At 70.4% G+C, this 16,715-nt stretch carries 9 protein-coding genes; 7 read left to right on the forward strand and 2 right to left on the reverse strand.

Translation table 11 applies throughout. The features are described from left to right. Window positions 1–20 precede the first annotated feature (20 nt). From F0U60_RS04840 to F0U60_RS04860, 5 genes are all read left to right on the forward strand, one after another. A complete protein-coding gene (locus F0U60_RS04840; RefSeq protein WP_395814568.1) occupies window positions 21–3,833 on the forward strand; it encodes an SUMF1/EgtB/PvdO family nonheme iron enzyme in 3,813 nt (1,270 codons plus the stop codon). A gap of 135 nt (window positions 3,834–3,968) precedes the next feature. Then, window positions 3,969–4,991 carry an ADYC domain-containing protein gene (locus F0U60_RS04845; protein ID WP_395814571.1) on the forward strand — a complete coding sequence of 341 codons (1,023 nt, stop codon included), beginning with the start codon at window positions 3,969–3,971 and terminating at the stop codon, window positions 4,989–4,991. 92 nt (window positions 4,992–5,083) lie between these two features. Continuing rightward, complete coding sequence (locus F0U60_RS04850) at window positions 5,084–7,177, forward strand: TonB-dependent receptor (protein ID WP_395814574.1); 2,094 nt, start codon at window positions 5,084–5,086, stop codon at window positions 7,175–7,177. A gap of 107 nt (window positions 7,178–7,284) precedes the next feature. Then, window positions 7,285–8,814 (forward strand): acyl--CoA ligase, encoded by a 1,530-nt coding sequence (locus F0U60_RS04855; protein WP_395814577.1) that lies wholly within the window; start codon window positions 7,285–7,287, stop codon window positions 8,812–8,814. Continuing rightward, complete coding sequence (locus F0U60_RS04860) at window positions 8,811–9,806, forward strand: 2-dehydropantoate 2-reductase (protein ID WP_395814579.1); 996 nt, start codon at window positions 8,811–8,813, stop codon at window positions 9,804–9,806. The genes F0U60_RS04855 and F0U60_RS04860 overlap by 4 nt, the downstream gene beginning before the upstream one ends. Window positions 9,807–9,894: 88 nt before the next feature. On the opposite strand, the gene F0U60_RS04865 is transcribed toward F0U60_RS04860, so the two are convergent. Both F0U60_RS04865 and F0U60_RS04870 read right to left on the reverse strand, forming a co-directional pair. Beyond that, entirely contained in the window at window positions 9,895–11,394 is a 1,500-nt protein-coding gene (locus F0U60_RS04865) for a sensor histidine kinase (RefSeq protein WP_395814581.1), read from the reverse strand. Next, window positions 11,391–12,062 (reverse strand): response regulator transcription factor, encoded by a 672-nt coding sequence (locus F0U60_RS04870; protein ID WP_395814584.1) that lies wholly within the window; start codon window positions 12,060–12,062, stop codon window positions 11,391–11,393. Before F0U60_RS04870 ends, F0U60_RS04865 begins: the two co-directional genes overlap by 4 nt. Window positions 12,063–12,272: 210 nt before the next feature. Here F0U60_RS04870 and F0U60_RS04875 point away from each other — a divergent pair, with 210 nt between their 5' ends. Next, the gene (locus tag F0U60_RS04875; protein WP_395814587.1) at window positions 12,273–13,520 is read left to right on the forward strand and encodes an efflux RND transporter periplasmic adaptor subunit; all 1,248 of its coding nucleotides are present in this window, start codon (window positions 12,273–12,275) and stop codon (window positions 13,518–13,520) included. A gap of 15 nt (window positions 13,521–13,535) precedes the next feature. Beyond that, complete coding sequence (locus tag F0U60_RS04880) at window positions 13,536–16,706, forward strand: efflux RND transporter permease subunit (protein WP_395814590.1); 3,171 nt, start codon at window positions 13,536–13,538, stop codon at window positions 16,704–16,706. Window positions 16,707–16,715: the final 9 nt, after the last annotated feature.

The raw sequence follows: 16,715 nt of genomic DNA on the forward strand, positions 1-16,715 counted from the left end.
TCGTTCCGTAGGCACGACCCGTGGGCCTTCCGCCTGCTTCAAGGTCCAATGTCGACGGGTGGACTCCCCCCGAGGCATTCGACGAGTACCGCCTGGTGCGTCTCATTGGCCGTGGGGCCACGGGACGCGTGTACCTGGCGCATGACACGCTGCTGGACAGGCCGGTGGCGGTGAAGTTCGTGCGCGCGCTGGGTGCCGGTGCGCTCACCCGCTTCCTGGTCGAGGCCCGAGCCGCGGCGCGTGTCCAGCACCCCAACGTCGTCACGCTCTACCGGGTGGGACAGCTGGAGAACCACCCCTACCTCATCTCTGAATTCGTTCGCGGCTCCTCGCTGGACGAGCTGACCCGGCCGCTGCCGTGGGAGCGCGTGCTGGCGCTCGGCAAGGATCTGGCGCGCGGGCTGGGCGCCGCGCACCGGCGGGGCGTGCTCCACCGCGACATCAAGCCGGGCAATGCCCTCCTCACCGAGACGGGGGAGGTGAAGCTGCTGGACTTCGGGCTGGCCAAGCTGATGGATGCGGGCACGCCCTTCTTGGAGGTGCCGGCGCCTCGGATGGCCCAGGAGGAGCCGCCCTCGCTGCCCGAGTTGGATCCAGAGGTCGTGGCGGGCTCGCTCGACGGGGTGGAGCTGCCCTCGCTGCCCCATGGCGCTCTGGTGGGCACGCCCTATTACATGTCCCCGGAGGCTTGGGCAGGCGAGGAGCTCACCGCCCGGAGTGACGTGTACTCGCTGGGGCTGGTGCTCTACGAGCTGTGCGCGGGCAGAGGACCCTTCCGGCACGTGCCCCTGCGCGAGCTCCCCAGGGTGATGGCCTCGGAGGACGCGCGGCCCCTGAGCGAGGCCGCCCCGGGCGTGGACGCGGACTTCGCGGCGGTGGTGGACCGGTGCTTGCGCCGCGACCCCGAGGAGCGCTTCGCCTCCGCGATGGCGTTGCTGGACGCGCTGGAGCAGCTGTCTCGCGACGAGTGGGCGGGCGCTGTGCCCGAGGGCAATCCCTACCGGGGGCTCCAGGCCTTCGAGGCCGAGCATCGCGCGCTCTTCTTCGGCCGGCGGCGCGAGCAGCGCGAGGTGGTGGAGCGGCTGCGTGCCGAGCCCTTCCTGCTCGTCGCCGGTGACTCCGGCGTGGGCAAGTCCTCGCTGTGTCTGGCCGGGGTGCTGCCGCGGCTCGCGGAGGGGGCACTGGAGGACGGGCGGCGCTGGCGCGGGGTTCGGCTGATTCCGGGCCGGCGCCCCGCTGCCGCGCTCGCTGCCGCGCTCGCTCCCGTGCTGGGCGCGGACGAGGAGGGGCTCGTCGCCTCCTTGCGCGCGGACCCCACGGGACTCGCGCGCCGGCTGCGGGCCCACCTCCGCTCGGAAGAGGGGCTCGTCGTCTACGTGGACCAGCTGGAGGAGCTGGTGACGCTCGCGGGTGACGCGGAGGCCGCGCAGGCGGGGCTCGCGCTCGGGGGACTGGCCGAGGGCGTGTCCGGCGTGCGCCTGCTGGCCACGTGCCGCAGCGACTTCCTCACTCGGCTGACGGCGGTGCCAGGCTTGGGCGCGGCGGTGCCCGGGGCGCTCTATTTGCTGCGAGCGCTCGGCCCGGAGGAGATTCGCGAGGCCGTGGTGGGCCCGGCGCGGATGAAGGGCGTGCGCTTCGAGTCCGAGGCCCTGGTGGATGCGCTGGTGGGCTCGGCCGCTGGGGGCGGGCTGCCGCTGTTGCAGTTCGCGCTCGCCGAGCTGTGGGATGCGCGGGACGAGAGCACGGGCATCATCACCCAGGCCTCGCTGGACGGACTGGGCGGGGTGGCGGGCGCGCTGGCGAAGCACGCGGATGAGGCCGTGGCTCGCCTGCTGCCGGATCAGCGGACCGTCGCGCGCGGGGTCCTGCTGCGCCTCATCACCGCGGAGGGCACCCGGGCGCGTAAGACAGACCAGGAGCTGGTGGGAGATGACCCGCGCCACCGGACCGTGCTGGAGAGCCTGGTGCGCGCGCGCCTGCTGGTGGCTCGCGAGGGGGAGGGCGGTACCTCCTATGAAGTGGCCCACGAGGCGCTGCTGAGCGGCTGGGGGTCCCTGGCCCGCTGGCTGGCCGAGGCCGCTGAGCGCCGTGAGGTGCAGGCTCGGCTGGAGGCCGACTCCGCCCACTGGGAGCGCGTGGGCCATGTGCGGGACATGCTCTGGGGCCCTCGGCAACTGGCCGAGGCCTCCTTGCTCGAGCCCGCCGAGCTCACCCGGCGCGAGCTGGCCTTCCTGGAGGCCTCGCGTCGCACGGTGGTGCGCAGCCGTCACATGCGGCGGGCGCTCTGGGTGGCCTTCGTCCTCTCGCTGGCGCTCGTCTACGCAGGCGTGCGGATGCACGAGGCGGCGGAGCGGGACAGGGCCGTGCGTGGCTGGCTGGCCGAGGCCGCCACCGCCATGGACGCGGTGCAGCGGGAGCGCGCCGCCTTCGCCGCGGCCCGCGAGGAGGCCCTTCGTCACTACGACGCCGGTCGTAAGGAGGAGGGCGACACGGCGTGGACGCGGACCGTCGCGGCGGAGGCCGTGCTGCACCGCCGCCTGGACGAGGCGGGAGACCACCTGGAGCACGCGCTGGTGTTGGACCCCACGCGCCAGGATGTTCGGGACGCGCTGGCCGATTTCCTCCTCGAGCGCGCCCTGCACGCCGAGCAGGCGATGGAGACCAGTGAGCTGCCGGCGCTGCTGCAGCGGCTGCGGCTGTACGACACCTCGGGAGAGCGCTGGCGACGCTGGATTGCGCCCGCGCTCGTCACGTTGGACCTCTCCGTGCCCGGCGCGATGCTGGAGCTACGGCCCGTCACCAAGGACGTGGATGGCCGCGAGACCATCGGCGAGCCGGTGCCACTCGGATCTGGGCCGTGGGTGGACGTGGCGGTGGCCCCGGGAGACTGGCGGCTGACGGTGCGGGCTCCGGGGTATGAGCCCGCGCTTGTCCCGCTGCGCCTGGCTCGTGCGGAGCGCAGACGCTTGTCCCTGCCGCTGATCCGCGAGGGAGAGCTTCCTTCGGGCTTTGCCTACGTGCCGCCGGGGCGCGTGCTCTTCGGGAGCGCGGCGGATGCGAGCGTACGCGGCTTCTTCAACGCCGTGCCGCTGCATGCGAAGGAGACGGCCGGCTTCCTCATCTCCCAACGCGAGACGACATACAGGGAGTGGCTGACCTTCGTGGAGTCGTTGCCCGCGGCGGAGCGCACCCGCCGCCTGCCGCGCACGAGCACGACCTATCACGGCATGCTCCGGCTGACGCGAGAGGGAGGCTCCTGGACCCTGCGCTTCCAGCCGGGAGGCGTGCCCTACACGGTCCGCGCCGGGGAGCTGCTGAACTACGCGAAGCGGGACCGGCGCGTCACCCAGGACTGGATGCGCTTTCCCGTCACCGGCATCTCGTTCGAGGACGCAGAGGCCTATGCGGCCTGGCTCGACCGGACGGGCAGGGTGCCGGGGGCTCGGCTGTGTACAGAGCTAGAGTGGGAGCGTGCCGCGCGGGGCGAGGACGGTCGCGAGTTCCCTCATGGCGACGTGCTCGCTCCGGACGATGCCAACTTCGATCTCACCTACGGCAAGGAGCCCGGTGGCTTCGGCCCTGACGAGGTGGGGACGCACCTGGCCTCCCGCAGCCCCTTCGGCGTGGATGACATGGTGGGCAACGCCTGGGAGTGGACGCGCTCCTCGCTGGAGCCCGGTCGCGTCGTCGCTCGGGGTGGCGCGTACTACTTCGCCGCCGCCTCGGCGCGACTGGCCAACCGCGAGCTGCCCGAGCGGACCCTCCGGGACATCACCGTGGGCATCCGCCTGTGCGCCGATCTGCCCTCCCGTAAGCCGCCCACGCGGGAGTGACCCCAAGGGGCGCTCACGTGGGTGATTGCCCTGGACGCTGCAAGTGTCCGGTGCGGCATGTGTGGCTTGCCCGCGAGATGGCCCCTGCACACCGTCGCTCGTGACGGGGTCGGCGGAGTAGCGGAGGGGTGGGTCATGCGAGCGAGCGGGTGGTGCCGTGTCGTCGTGGCGGCAGTGGGCGTGGTTGCGTGTGGTGGCGAGGCTCCGGTGTCTCAGGAGGAGCAGCTCGGGCAGGCGGAGGCTGCTCTCGGAGTGCGCAATGGGTCGAACCTGAATGGCTCCAATCTCAATGGCTCGAACCTCAACGGGTCCAACCTCAATGGCTCCAACCTGAATGGAGGTGAGCTGAATGGGCAGGGGCTCGCTCGGATGCTGGTGTCCGTGAACTATGCGGGCGCAAAGTTGAACCAGAAGGACGGGTTCGCGCGAGGGGAGGTGCGGCTCGACAGGGTGTGGCTGCAGGGCTCGGTCTTCCACGGTCGCTTCCGCGGGCGTCACCTCTCCGGGCTCGACTTCGAGCAGGTTCGCTTCAAGGGCAACCTGGGCAACGGTGGCCAGGTGGAACTGCGCGTGGACTCCATCACGCCGGGCTCGGGCGAGAACCGGGATGTGTGGACGTACCAGGTGTCCTACCGCGAGCCAGCGGATGGCCGGTGGTACCCCATCTGCCGGGACACGAGCGGGCAGCCCGCGGAGGCCATCGCCGTGGCGGGACGCTGGGACTACCGGCAGGGAGTGCCGGGCCAGGGCGGTGCGAAGTATGACGATTCGCGCACCTTCACCTTCGCTTGCGAGGGAGCGGCCATCGCGAAGTGCATCCACTTTGGCTACAAGCCGTGGGCGAGCGTCAACGGGGTGAGCCTGGCGGCGCACCACCAGGCGTGCACGCGCCTCATCCGCGCGGACTACTGCGGTGATGGCACCTCGCACACCGTGAACGGGCAGTGGGTGAACCTCTACGACGCAGTGGGCGTGCAGCGGGACACGGAGAACTGGGCGGTGGAAGCGGAGTGGGACACGGAGGGCGCTCGCTGCTTCACGGACCACAACCGCGCCCGCGCGCCGGTGTCGTGCCCGAGCACTCCGGTGCGGCAGACGCAGTGCGGCTCCGAGGCGTCCTTCTCCACCGGTACGCTGATCCACAGCGAGACGCCGTAGTCACACGCGAGTTCTGGACGTGAGGGGGGCCCGGATATAACCCGGTCCCCCTCCTCCATCCTCTCCCGGCAGGAGAGAGAGCTGAACCCGAGATGCGTCCGACGTCAGGTGTCCTGCTTGCGCTCCTCGTGGGCGCCGCTTCCCGAGCCGAGGAGACGCCCGCGGCGAGCGGTGTCGCCCTCGGCGAGTTCACGCGGAGTCATCCGTTTGGCTTGATCATGATGCCCAGTGAGGGGGGCGCCCCCCTCTCCTTCGAGTCTTCCGAGCTGCATGACCTGGCTGGCTCGTGGGGTGAGCCGTTTCGCGCGCTGATGGTGATGCCCGGGGTGAGCCACATTGTCTCAGGCGCGAGCCTCCCCGTGGTGCGCGGGGCGGCCCCGTCCTCCACGGGCTTCTACCTGGACGGCGTGCGCGTGCCGCAGCTCTACCACCTATGGGTTGGTCCCTCGACCGTGCACCCGGGGCTCGTCTCCGGGCTCGACTTCTACCGGGGTCCCGCTCCGGCCCGCTTCGGCCGGGAGCTGGGGGGTACCGTGGACGCGCGGCTCATCGCGCCGAGCACTGACACCGTCTTCGCGGTGGGCTCCATTGATCTCTTCAACGTGGGTGTGCTCACCCAGGTGCCACTCCGCTCCACGGGGACCGAAGTCACGCTCGCCGGGCGCTTCGCCTATACGCCGTGGATTGCCGCCTCGGTCATCAATGGCCTGCGAGGCCCGTCGAGCCCGGACCTGGTGCTCGGCCTCTTCGACTACCAGGCGCGCGTCACGCAGGCTGTGGGCAGGGGCTCGTTGCGCCTGTTGGCCCTGGGCAGCTCGGATGACGCGGGCCTGAGCGGCACGGGAGACGTGGTGCGGCTGGGCACCGCCTTCCACCGCGTGGACCTGCGCCTCACACACCCGCTGGGCGTGGGGCATGCCGAGGCCGCTGTCACCTGGGGCCAGGACACCCTGGGCGCAAACGGTGGAGGGGAGGCCTCGCGCGTCACGGTGGGACTCTCCGAGCGCACACTCGGGGCGCGGCTGGCGTGGCATACCGCGCTCTCGCGGCAGCTCGTGGTAGCAGCGGGCGCGGACGTGGAGCGCCGGCTCACCCACGTGGACCAGTCCACCACCTTTCGTCCCGGCGAGGCCGGGGACCCGGCGCGCCCCACCGCCACCACGAGCGTCCTCCAGTCGCTTGCCCGGGCGACGTTCGCGGGCGCGTACGCGCAGGCCTCGTGGACCCAGAGCAGGTGGCGCCTGACCCCGAGCTTGCGCGTGGACGGCTACCTCCTGGCGCCGGAGCTGAACCGGGTGGTCGTCGAGCCCCGGCTGCATGCGCGAGCGGCGCTCTCGGAGACGGTGGCGCTGCGGCTGGGCGCGGGCCTCCTGCACCAGCCGCCGGCCCACCTCCTCGACGCGCCGGGCGTGGAGGCGGCAGCGGCGCGGCTGGGGCTGCAGCGGGCCTTCCAGCTCGAGGCGGGTGCGGACATGCGGGGAGCCGCGGGCTTCACCTTCCGCGCGGACGTGTTCGTCCACCCGAGCGTGCGCACGGTGGAGTTGGACGTGCTGTCCTTCGACCTCCTCGCGGACGACCCCGCGGCGCGGGGGCAGCTGCGCACCGCGGAGGGGTACGGTTACGGCGTGGAGTTGATGGCGCGGCGCCGGCTGTGGAATCGCTGGTCGCTGCTCGCCTCGTACACCTTTCAGCGGCGCACGTTGAGCACGCGCGTGGAGCGGCGGGATGACACGGGCCGGGTGGTGGGGGTGGAGACGCTGCCCCTGGCCTCCGCGCTCGAGCAGCAGCACGTGCTCAACGCGGCCGTCACCGTGAAGCTGCCGTGGGGCCTCACCGTGGGCACCACGCTGCACTACAACACCGGGGCGCCCGAGACGGGGAGCCTGCTCTTCTCGTCCACGCAGCGCGAGGGGGTGGATCCGGAAAAGGGGACGGCGCGCTGGGTGCCGGCGGACCGGGATCAGGTGGCGCGCCTGCCCGGCTACTTCCGGGTGGACGGCAGGGTCTCGAAGACTGGCCTGCTGGGACCCCTGGAAGTGGAAGCGTGGCTGGACGTCTTCAACCTGTCACTGACGAGGGAGGTGTTCCGCTACTCCTATGGGACAGAGAAGGGCCAGTTGGTGCGTAAGCCCTTCGGTCTGCCGCCCGTGACGCTTCCATCGCTGGGAGTTCAGGCGCGCTACTGACGCCACGCCGCTCGCCAACGGAGCGGTATCTCTCCGGTTGCACGGGGGCACAGGAGGACGTATCGACGTCTCAGGGCGTCTCCAGCCCGAGCCGAGGAGCGTCGAGCATGTACCGCGCGGATACGGTCGTGGGTCTCATCGAGCACGGTCACGAGGGGGACCTCGCGATTGGAGCGCCGGGGCGGCCCGGTCTGAGCTATGGCGGCCTGCGGGAGCTCGCGCGGCGCACCGTTGCGGCGCTGAATGCCCTGGGGATTGGGCGCGGTGAGCGGGTCGCCCTGGTGCTGCCCAATGGGCCGGAGATGGCGACGGCCTTCGTCTCCTTCGCCTGCGGTGCCACCACCGCTCCACTCAACCCCGCCTACCGTGCGGAGGAGTTCGAGTTCTACCTCTCGGACCTGAACGCCCGGGCGCTCGTCATCCTCGAAGGAATGGAGAGCCCAGCCCGCGCCGTCGCCGCCGCGCGAGGCATCCCAGTCATTGAGCTGGTCCCCGAGGCGAGCGGTCCCGCGGGCCTCTTCACCTTGAAGCCGGAGCGGCCACTCTCCGGCACGCCGGCACGGGCGGGCTTCGCCGAGGCCGAGGACGTAGCGCTCGTGCTCCACACCTCCGGGACAACCGCGCGGCCGAAGATCGTCCCGCTGCGCCACGTCAACGTCACGGCCTCCGCCTTCCACATTGGCCAGACCCTGGAGCTGCGGCGCGAGGACGTCTGTCTCAACATCATGCCGCTCTTCCACATCCACGGCCTCATCGCGGCGGTGCTGGCGAGCCTCGCGGCAGGCGGCCAGGTGGTGTGCACGCCGGGCTTCAACGCGCTCAAGTTCTTCTCCTGGGCCGAGGAGGTTCGGCCCACCTGGTACACGGCGGTGCCGACCATGCACCAGGCCATCCTCAGCCGTGCCAGCCGCAACACGGAGAGCATCCGGGCTGGGCGGCTGCGCCTCATCCGCTCGTCCTCCGCGTCGCTGCCTCCGCAGGTCATGGAGGAGCTGGAGCAGGTGTTCGGCGTGCCGGTCATCGAGAGCTACGGCATGACGGAGGCCTCGCACCAGATGGCCTCGAACCCGCTGCCGCCGAGGCCTCGCTACGCGGGCTCGGTGGGTGTCGCCGCGGGGCCGGAGGTCGCCATCATGGACGAGGCCGGGAATCTGCTGCCTCCGGGCTCGCTCGGTGAGGTGGTCATCCGAGGCCGCAACGTCATGGCCGGCTACGAGAACAACCCCGAGGCCAACGCCAAGGCCTTCTCCCAGGGCTGGTTCCGCACCGGAGACCAGGGCGTGCTCGACGAGGCCGGCTATCTGCGGCTCACGGGCCGGCTCAAGGAGATCATCAACCGGGGAGGGGAGAAGATCAGCCCACTGGAGATCGACACGGTGCTGATGGACCACCCGGCGGTGCAGCAGGTGGTGACGTTCGCCATGCCGCACCCGAAGCTGGGCGAGGAGATCGCCGCCGCCGTGGTGCTGCGCGAGGGCGCGAGCGTCGGAGAGCGGGAGCTCCAGGACTTCGTCTCCGCGCGCCTGGCGGACTTCAAGGTGCCGCGCAAAATCCTCTTCCTCCCGGAGATTCCCAAGGGAGCGACGGGCAAGCTGCAGCGCATCGGTCTGGCCGCGCGCCTGGGGCTCTCGTCATGAGGATCTCCATCTTCGGCGCGGGCGCAATAGGCGGGTTCCTCGGCGTCCGGCTGCTCCAGGCGGGCGCGGACGTCACCTTCATCGCTCGCGGAGCCCACCTCGCCGCGATGCGCGAGAAGGGCGTCACCCTGCGGAGCGGCGGCGAGAGCGTCACCGTTCGGCCGCGCTGCACCGACAACCCAGCCGAGGCGGGGCCGCAAGACGCTGTCCTCATCACGCTGAAAGCGCACTCCCTGCCAGCGGCGGCGGCGCAGATGCTGCCCCTGCTGGGCCCGGAGACCTCGCTCATCACGGGCATCAACGGCGTGCCCTACTGGTACTTCTACGGCCTCGACGGGCCCTACCGCGACCGGCACGTGGAGAGCGTGGACCCGGGTGGGAAGCTCTGGGAGACGCTGCACCCCTCGCGAGCCATCGGCGCGGTGATCTACCCGGCGGCCGAGGTGCTCGAGCCCGGCGTCATCGAGCACTCCTACGGAGACCGCGTCACCCTGGGCGAGCCCGATGGCAGCAGGAGCCCTCGCATCGAGGCCCTGTCCAAGCTGTTCATCCAAGCGGGCCTGAAGTCACCGATTCGCCCACGCATCCGGGACGAACTCTGGGTCAAGCTCTGGGGCAACCTGGCCTTCAATCCGCTCTCGGCGCTCACGGGCGCGACGCTCGACCGGCTCGCGACGCAGGGGGACCTCCGGACGGTGGCGCGCACCATGATGGTCGAGGCCCAGGCAGTCGCCGAGGCGCTGGGCACGCGCTTCCCCATCGACGTGGACAAGCGGATTCAGGGGGCGGCGGAGGTCGGCGCGCATAAGACCTCCATGCTGCAGGACCTCGAGCGTGGCCGGCCGATGGAGATCGACGCGCTGCTGGGCGCGGTGGTGGAGCTTGGCCAGCTCGTGGGCAAGCCGATGCCCACGTGCGACATGGTGCTGACGCTGGTGCGTGAGCGAGCACGGCAGGCGGGGTGCTACCCGGCCGCGAGTCCAAAGTTATAGGACAAAGTCCGTGGACGTCCCCTCTCCCTCTGGGAGAGGGCTAGGGTGAGGGTATTTCCGACCACTCACGAACCTCGTGGACACTCCACTATCGCATCCCAGGGCTGCCCACCGCTTCGCGTTCCCCGCCTTGCCTGGAGCCGGGCGTCAGCCCACCCAGGAAGTCCACCTGGAGCCCGCCGTACTCCGAGCGCCCCAGCTCCAGCTTCCACCCGTGCAGCACCGTCACCTGCCAGGCGATGTTCAGGCCCAGGCCGTGCCCGTGGACCCCTCGCGTGCGTGCCGTGTCGCCCCGGACGCGCCGCTCGACGATGCGTGACAGCTCGCTCTCGGGGATGCCGGGTCCATCATCGAGCACCCGCAGGCGGAAGGTCTCTCCAGGCGTGCGCTCGAGCACGACGGCGACGTGCCCCTCGCGCGAGTTGTAGCGCATGGCGTTGTAGATGACGTTGCTCACCGCCTGCTCGATGAGCGTGACGTCTCCCTCCACCACCACGGGCGACTCGGGCACGGCGCACTCGAGCGCCACGCCAAGCTGCCGCGCGATGGGCCGGTGACGGCTCATGCACCGCTCCACCAGGGCGTTGAGGTCCACCGGCGCGCGCTGAAGGGACGGCTCGCCCGCCTCCAGCCGGGCCGCGGCGCCCAGGTTGTGGATGAGCGCCGCCATGTAGTGGGACTCCTGGCTGGCCGCCGTGACAATCGCCGCGTCCACCGGCTCTCCCCGGGCCGCGCGTCGTTGCAGCTCGGCCAGGTGTCCCTGGAGCACCGTGAGGGGGATCATCACGTCATGCGTGGTGTTCTCCAGGAAGGTGCGCAGCGTCTGCTCCCGCTTCTCCTTGAGGTCCATCTGCGCGTGCACCTCGCGCCCCGCCTCGTCGAAGGCGCGCGCCAGCTCGGAGATTTCATCGTTGCCGCGGATGGTGAGGGTCCCCTGGTAGGCACTGCGGACGAAGGTCCGCACCTCGCCGGTGAGTTGGCGGAGGCGGCGCACCACCGGACCGAGGGTGAGCAGCACTCCGACCAGGGCGACGACCGTGGGCATCAGCCACATGTCGGCCGGGGGGAGCAGGCCCTTCAACATCCCCGTGTCGCGAGGCTCCCGTCTCTTGACGAGCACGAAGGCGCACGGCCCGGAGTTCCAGGGCATCCGGACCAGCACCTCGCTCGGGCCCGTGGGTCCGTACGTGGCGGAGCGGCTGGCGAGGTCCTCTCCCCGCCGTAGGGCCTCCACGAGCTTCGCGTCCAGGGGCGGAGCTGCGGGGTTGCGGGACGTGAAGTGGGCGTCGTAGGCGAAGAGCTGAAGCTCCCTCTCCAGACGAGGACCCGGGCGGTCACCGGGAGGTGGTGGCGGAGGGCTCTCCCCCTTCCTGTCTAGAGGGGGAGGGGGACGCGGCTGCCTGCTCCAGCTCTCGGGAGCGGCCTCGCAGTGCTCACGCTCGCCGGCCTGCAGGGTCGCGAGCGCATACTCGGCGAGGACCGCCTTGCGCGCGTTCACCTCGACGGTGTTGCGGAGCCCTGTCATGACCAGCGTGACGGGGAGCGCCATTGCCGCCGTCGTGAGCGCCAGCCGCATCCGGAGCCTCATGCCTCCTCTCCTCCGCCGAGCCGGTAGCCGATGCCCCACACCGTCTCGATGTACTTGCCAGGACCCAGCTTGCGCCGCAGCCGCGACACGTGCACGTCCAGCGTCCGCTCGGTGCCCTCGCGCTCTGGGTCCAACACGTTCTCCACCAGCCATTGGCGCGTCACCGCCGCTCCCGGCCGACGGGCGAGCGCGGCCAGCAGATCGAACTCCACGCGTGTCAGCTCCACCGGCTCGCCCTGCACGCGCACCTCGCGGCTCTCGAGGTCCACATGGAGCCCTCCGAGCTCCACGCCTCCCTGCCGCTGCATCACCGGACGACGCAGTCGTGCGCGCACGCGCTCGACCAGCTCCTCGGGCCAGAAGGGCTTGGTCATGTAGTCGTCGGCTCCCAGCTTCAGCGCCCGCACCTTGTCCGCGGTGTCATTGCGCGCGCTGAGGATGAGCACCGGCACGTCCGAGCCGTCACGCATTCGCCGCAGCATGTCCATCCCATGAGTTCCCGGGAGCATCAGGTCCAAGATGACGAGCCGGTAGGCGGCCACGTCTCCGGGTTGCAGGGGACGGCCCTCGGTCCACCACGTGGGTTCAAAGCCCGCACGGCCGAGGCAGTCGACGATTTGAGCTCCCAATTGAGGGTCGTCTTCGATGAGCAGAATGCGCTCGGCCATGGGTGTCCGTCCTCTCCTTGTTCATGTCGCGTCGTACGGGACGGGTCGTAAGAGAATCTTAAGGACTGTGCTGGCCCGGACGCCGGGAGAGCGGACGAGGGGGCGAGTCGCCCCCAGCAGGCAGGCGGTCAAGAGCGCGAGGTGTGACTCCGAGTGCACCCGGGGTACTTCGTGCACATCTCCACACGGCGTTTCAGGAGGTGGAGCAGCGTGAACGAGAGCACGGTACGCCGGGACGAGGGACGGGTTCCCGGGAGTGGGGCGGGCGTGTGCCGGGCCCTCGTGTTGCTGGGCCTGGTGGTGTTTTCGGGCTGCAACCGGGGCGGGCCGGAGGTGCCCACAGCCCAGGGACAGCCAGTACAGGGACAGCAGGCGCAGGGACAACAGGCTCCGATGGTGCTTGGGCCGGAGGACGTGGTGCGCGTGGAGCAGCGGCAGCTGCAGAACGGGCCCGTCCTCTCCGGGACACTCCAGGCCCGGCGCGCTGCCACCATGCGGGCTGAGGCCCAGGGCGCCATCTTGGAGATGGCCGTCGAGCAGGGCCAGGAGGTGAAGAAGGGCCAGCTCCTCGCGCGCATCGATGATACCTCGCTGAGGGATCAGGTCCTCGCCGCGCGCACCGCGGTGCGGGTGGCGCGCAACGGCGTGCAGGTGGCCCGATCCGAGGAGGCCCGCAACCGCACGCTGGCCAACCAGGGAGTCATCACCCAGCGTGATCTGGAGCAGGCGGTGCTCGCTCGCAACCAGGCCCAGGCGCAGCTCTCCGAGGCGGAAGCCCGGCTCGCGCTCGCGCGCCAGCAACTGGGCCGCACCCGCATCGTCGCCCCCTTCGACGGGGTGGTGAGTGAGCGCCGAGCCAGCGCGGGTGACATCGTCCAGCCGGGCACGGCGCTCTATACCGTCATCGACCCCACCAGCCTGCGGCTGGAGGCCTCCGTTCCCGCCTCGCAACTGGAGATGCTGAAGCCTGGCGCGCGGGTGGACTTCAATGTCGGAGGCTTCGGGGACCGCACCTTCGCGGGAGAGATTGAACGCATCAACCCCGCGGTGGATCCAGCCACCGGCCAGGTGCGCCTCTATGTCGCGCTCCCCAACACCGAGCAGGCGCTGCTCACGGGGCTCTTCGCCGAGGGGCGGGTCGCGGCGGTGCAGCGCCAGGTGGCCGCCGTGCCCACGTCCGCGGTGAACCTACGCGCCGAGCCGCCCACGGTGATGCGCGTGAAGGACGGCCATGTGGAGCAGGTGCCGGTGACGCTCGGCATGACGGACGAGCTCGCGCGAATGGTGGAGCTGCGCTCCGGCGTGCAGGCGGGGGATGTGCTGCTGAGGGGCTCGGCGCAGGAGCTGGCCGAGGGCACGCCCGTGCAGGTGAGGGTCCCCGAGCAGCCCCAGGAGTCCGAGCCGGGCGTGGGCGGTGGTGGCACCGCGCAGGAGCCCCAGCAACTCACGCCTCGCTGAGGGGAGAGCCTTCCCGTGTTCATTTCCAATTTCGCCATCAAGAAGCCCATCGTCACCATTACCGCCATGCTGGCGCTCGTGGTGTTTGGCGTGGTGGCGCTGGCGGTGTTGCCGACGGACGAGTTCCCGGAAGTCCAGCCTCCCGTCATCAACGTCACCATCGCCTACCCAGGAGCCTCGCCCGACGTGGTCGAGCGCGAGCTGATTGAGCCCATCGAGGACGCCATCTTCAGCATCAGCGGGGTGGACGCCGATCAGACCACCTCCAGTGCCATCGACGGCCTGGCGCAGTTCACCATCTTCTTCGACTTCGAAAAGGACCTGCAGCAGGCCTCGCAGGACGTGCGCGACGCCATCTCCAGCAAGCGCGCGGACCTGCCGCTGGAGATGGAGGAGCCGGTCCTCACGCGCTTCGACCCAGCGGACCTGCCCATTGTCTCGCTGGCCATCACCTCGGACACGATGAAGGCCACGGAGCTCACCCGTCTGGCGGACCCAGGCATCGTGGGCGAGTTGCGCTCCATTCCCGGCGTGGCGCAGGCCACGGTAGTGGGAGGCATTGAGCGGGAGATGACGGTGTTCGTGCGCCCGGAGGCGTTGCAGGCCGCGGGGCTGAGCATCGCGCAGGTGGTGCAGGCGCTGCAGGAGCAGAACCTCGCCGCCCCGGTGGGCCGGTTGGACGGGCCGCTGGAGGAGACCACCATTCGCCTCAAGGGCCGGCTGGAGACGCCCGAGGACTTCGCCCGCGTCGTCATCGCCGAGCGGGGCGGTCAGCCCATTCGGCTCGGCCAGGTGGCCAACGTGGTGGACGGTATCGAGGACCCGCGCACGCTGGCCCTCTACGATGGCCGTGAGGCGGTGGGCATCGACATCATCAAGAGCCAGGAGTACAGCACCACCCAGGTGGCCGATGCCATCCGCGAGCGTGTCGCCGAGCTCCAGTCCCGGCTGCCCCAGGGCGTGAAGATGGAGATCGTCCGTGACGCGGGCGTCCGGGTGGAGAGCGCCGTGGAGAACGTGCAGTCGACGCTCCTGGAGGGCGCGCTGCTCACCGTGCTGGTGGTGTTCCTCTTCCTCAACTCGTGGCGCTCCACGGTGATTACGGGCCTGGCGCTGCCGGTGAGTGTGCTGGCGTCCTTCATCAGCGTGTGGGCGTTTGGCTTCACGCTCAACACCATGTCGCTGATGGGCCTGTCGCTGGCCATCGGCATCCTCATCGACGACGCCATCGTGGTGCGCGAGAACATCGTGCGTCACATCGAGATGGGGAAGGACCACTACACGGCCTCGCGCGAGGGCACGAGCGAGATTGGCCTCGCGGTGGCGGCGACGACGTTCTCCATCGTGGCGGTGTTCGTGCCGGTGGCCTTCATGTACGGAATGGCCGGGCAGTGGTTCAAGCCATTCGCCCTCACCATCGCGTGCTCGGTGCTGGTGTCGCTCTTCGTGAGCTTCTCGTTGGACCCGATGCTGTCGGCGTACTGGCCGGATCCGGCGGTGGAGAAGGGGGCGCGCAGGGGTCCCATCTCGCGGGTGCTCGCGCGCTTCAATCACTGGTTCGACCGGCAGGCGGACCGCTACAAGGGCGTCATCGCCTGGGCGCTGGACCACCGGCTGGCGATGGTGTTGGTGGCGGTGGGCTCGCTGGTGGGCGCGCTGGCGCTGCAGGGCCTCTTCGGAGGCGCGGGCTTCGCTCCGGTGAGCGACCGCGCCGAGCTGGAGCTCCAGGTGGAGACGCCCGCGGGCTCCAGCCTCGACTACACGCGGCGCAAGGTGGAAGAGGTGACCCGCATCGCGCGCAGCCACCCGGAGGTGGCGTACACCTTCTCCACCATCGGCACGCCTCAGCCGTTGCGTGCTCCGGGCGTGGATCAGGCGCAGGTGTACGTGCGGCTCAAGCCCAAGCACGAGCGCGACGTGAGCCAGGAGGCGCTCGGCACCACGCTGCGCCAGGAGCTGTCACGCGTGGCTGGGGCGAGCGTGTCCGTGTTCACCAGCGGCTTTGGCGGAGCCGCCAAGCAGATTCAGCTGGAGCTACGTGGGCCGGACGCGCGGGAGCTCTCGCGGTTGGCCGAGCAGGTGCGTCAGGAGCTGGCGAAGGTGCCGGGCGCGGTGGACGTGGGCCTGTCCACGCGCGGGGAGAAGCCGGAGGTGGAGGTCGAGGTGGACCGCGGCGTGGCGGGCCGGCTCAACGTAACGGTGGCGCAGGTGGCGCAGTCGCTGCGCGCGGCCTTCGCGGGGGTGGACTCGGGTGACTGGGTGGACCCCTCGGGCGAGACGCGGGACGTGATGGTGCGGCTGAGCCCCGAGGCCCGCACGCGTCCGGGGGACCTGGAGCAGCTCCCACTGGTGGCGGGCGCGGCACCGGGCGGCACGGGCACTCCAGCGCTCGTCCCGCTGGGGCAGGTGGCGCGCATCCGCGAGACGGTGGGCCCCGCGCAAATCAACCACCTCAACCGCGAGAAGGTCATCAACGTCCAGGCGAACGTGCAGGGGCGCTCGCTGTCGGAGGTGATGACGGACATTCGGGCGCAGGTGGAGAAGGTGCGGCTGCCGCCGGGCTACGTGTTGGATGAGGGCGGCGAGGCTCGAGATCAGGCCGAGGTGTTCGGCCGCGTCTTCCTGGCGCTGGGGGTGGCGGTGCTGCTGATGTACCTCATCCTGGTCATCCAGTTTGGCTCGTTCTTGGATCCGCTGGCCATCCTCGTCTCGCTGCCGCTGTCGCTCATCGGCGTGGTGCTGGCGCTGCTCCTGACGGGGGACACGCTCAACATCATGAGCCTCATCGGCGTCATCCTGCTGATGGGAATCGTCGCCAAGAACGCCATCCTGCTCATCGACTTCGCGAAGTGGGCGTACAAGGACGGCAAGCCCATGCGGGAGGCGCTCATTGAAGCGGGGCGCACCCGCCTGCGGCCCATCATGATGACGACGTTCGCCCTCATCGCGGGCATGGTGCCGGTCGCGCTGGGTACGGGCGAGGGCGGTGACTTCCGGGCCCCCCTGGGTCGCGCCGTCATCGGCGGTGTCATCACCTCCACGTTGTTGACACTGTTGGTGATTCCAACCGTCTACGAAATTCTCCACGACTTCCGCACCTGGGCCACGAGTCGGTTGCGGCGTATTGGGAGGCATGAGGGGCGCGAGCCCGTGCACGGTTCGCCCCAGGCTCGTTCTGAGGTCTGAGGGCGAGCC

Source organism: Archangium minus, from assembly GCF_044360475.1.
GTDB classification, from domain to species: domain Bacteria; phylum Myxococcota; class Myxococcia; order Myxococcales; family Myxococcaceae; genus Archangium; species Archangium minus.

What these genes read in the sequence shown, in the direction of transcription:
- F0U60_RS04870 (WP_395814584.1), bottom strand. Translation starts at nt 12,062, where the DNA reads ATGGCCGAGCGCATTCTGCTCATCGAAGACGACCCTCAATTGGGAGCT.
- F0U60_RS04865 (WP_395814581.1), bottom strand. Translation starts at nt 11,394, where the DNA reads ATGAGGCTCCGGATGCGGCTGGCGCTCACGACGGCGGCAATGGCGCTC.
- F0U60_RS04845 (WP_395814571.1), top strand. Translation starts at nt 3,969, where the DNA reads ATGCGAGCGAGCGGGTGGTGCCGTGTCGTCGTGGCGGCAGTGGGCGTG.
- F0U60_RS04855 (WP_395814577.1), top strand. Translation starts at nt 7,285, where the DNA reads ATGTACCGCGCGGATACGGTCGTGGGTCTCATCGAGCACGGTCACGAG.
- F0U60_RS04860 (WP_395814579.1), top strand. Translation starts at nt 8,811, where the DNA reads ATGAGGATCTCCATCTTCGGCGCGGGCGCAATAGGCGGGTTCCTCGGC.
- F0U60_RS04850 (WP_395814574.1), top strand. Translation starts at nt 5,084, where the DNA reads ATGCGTCCGACGTCAGGTGTCCTGCTTGCGCTCCTCGTGGGCGCCGCT.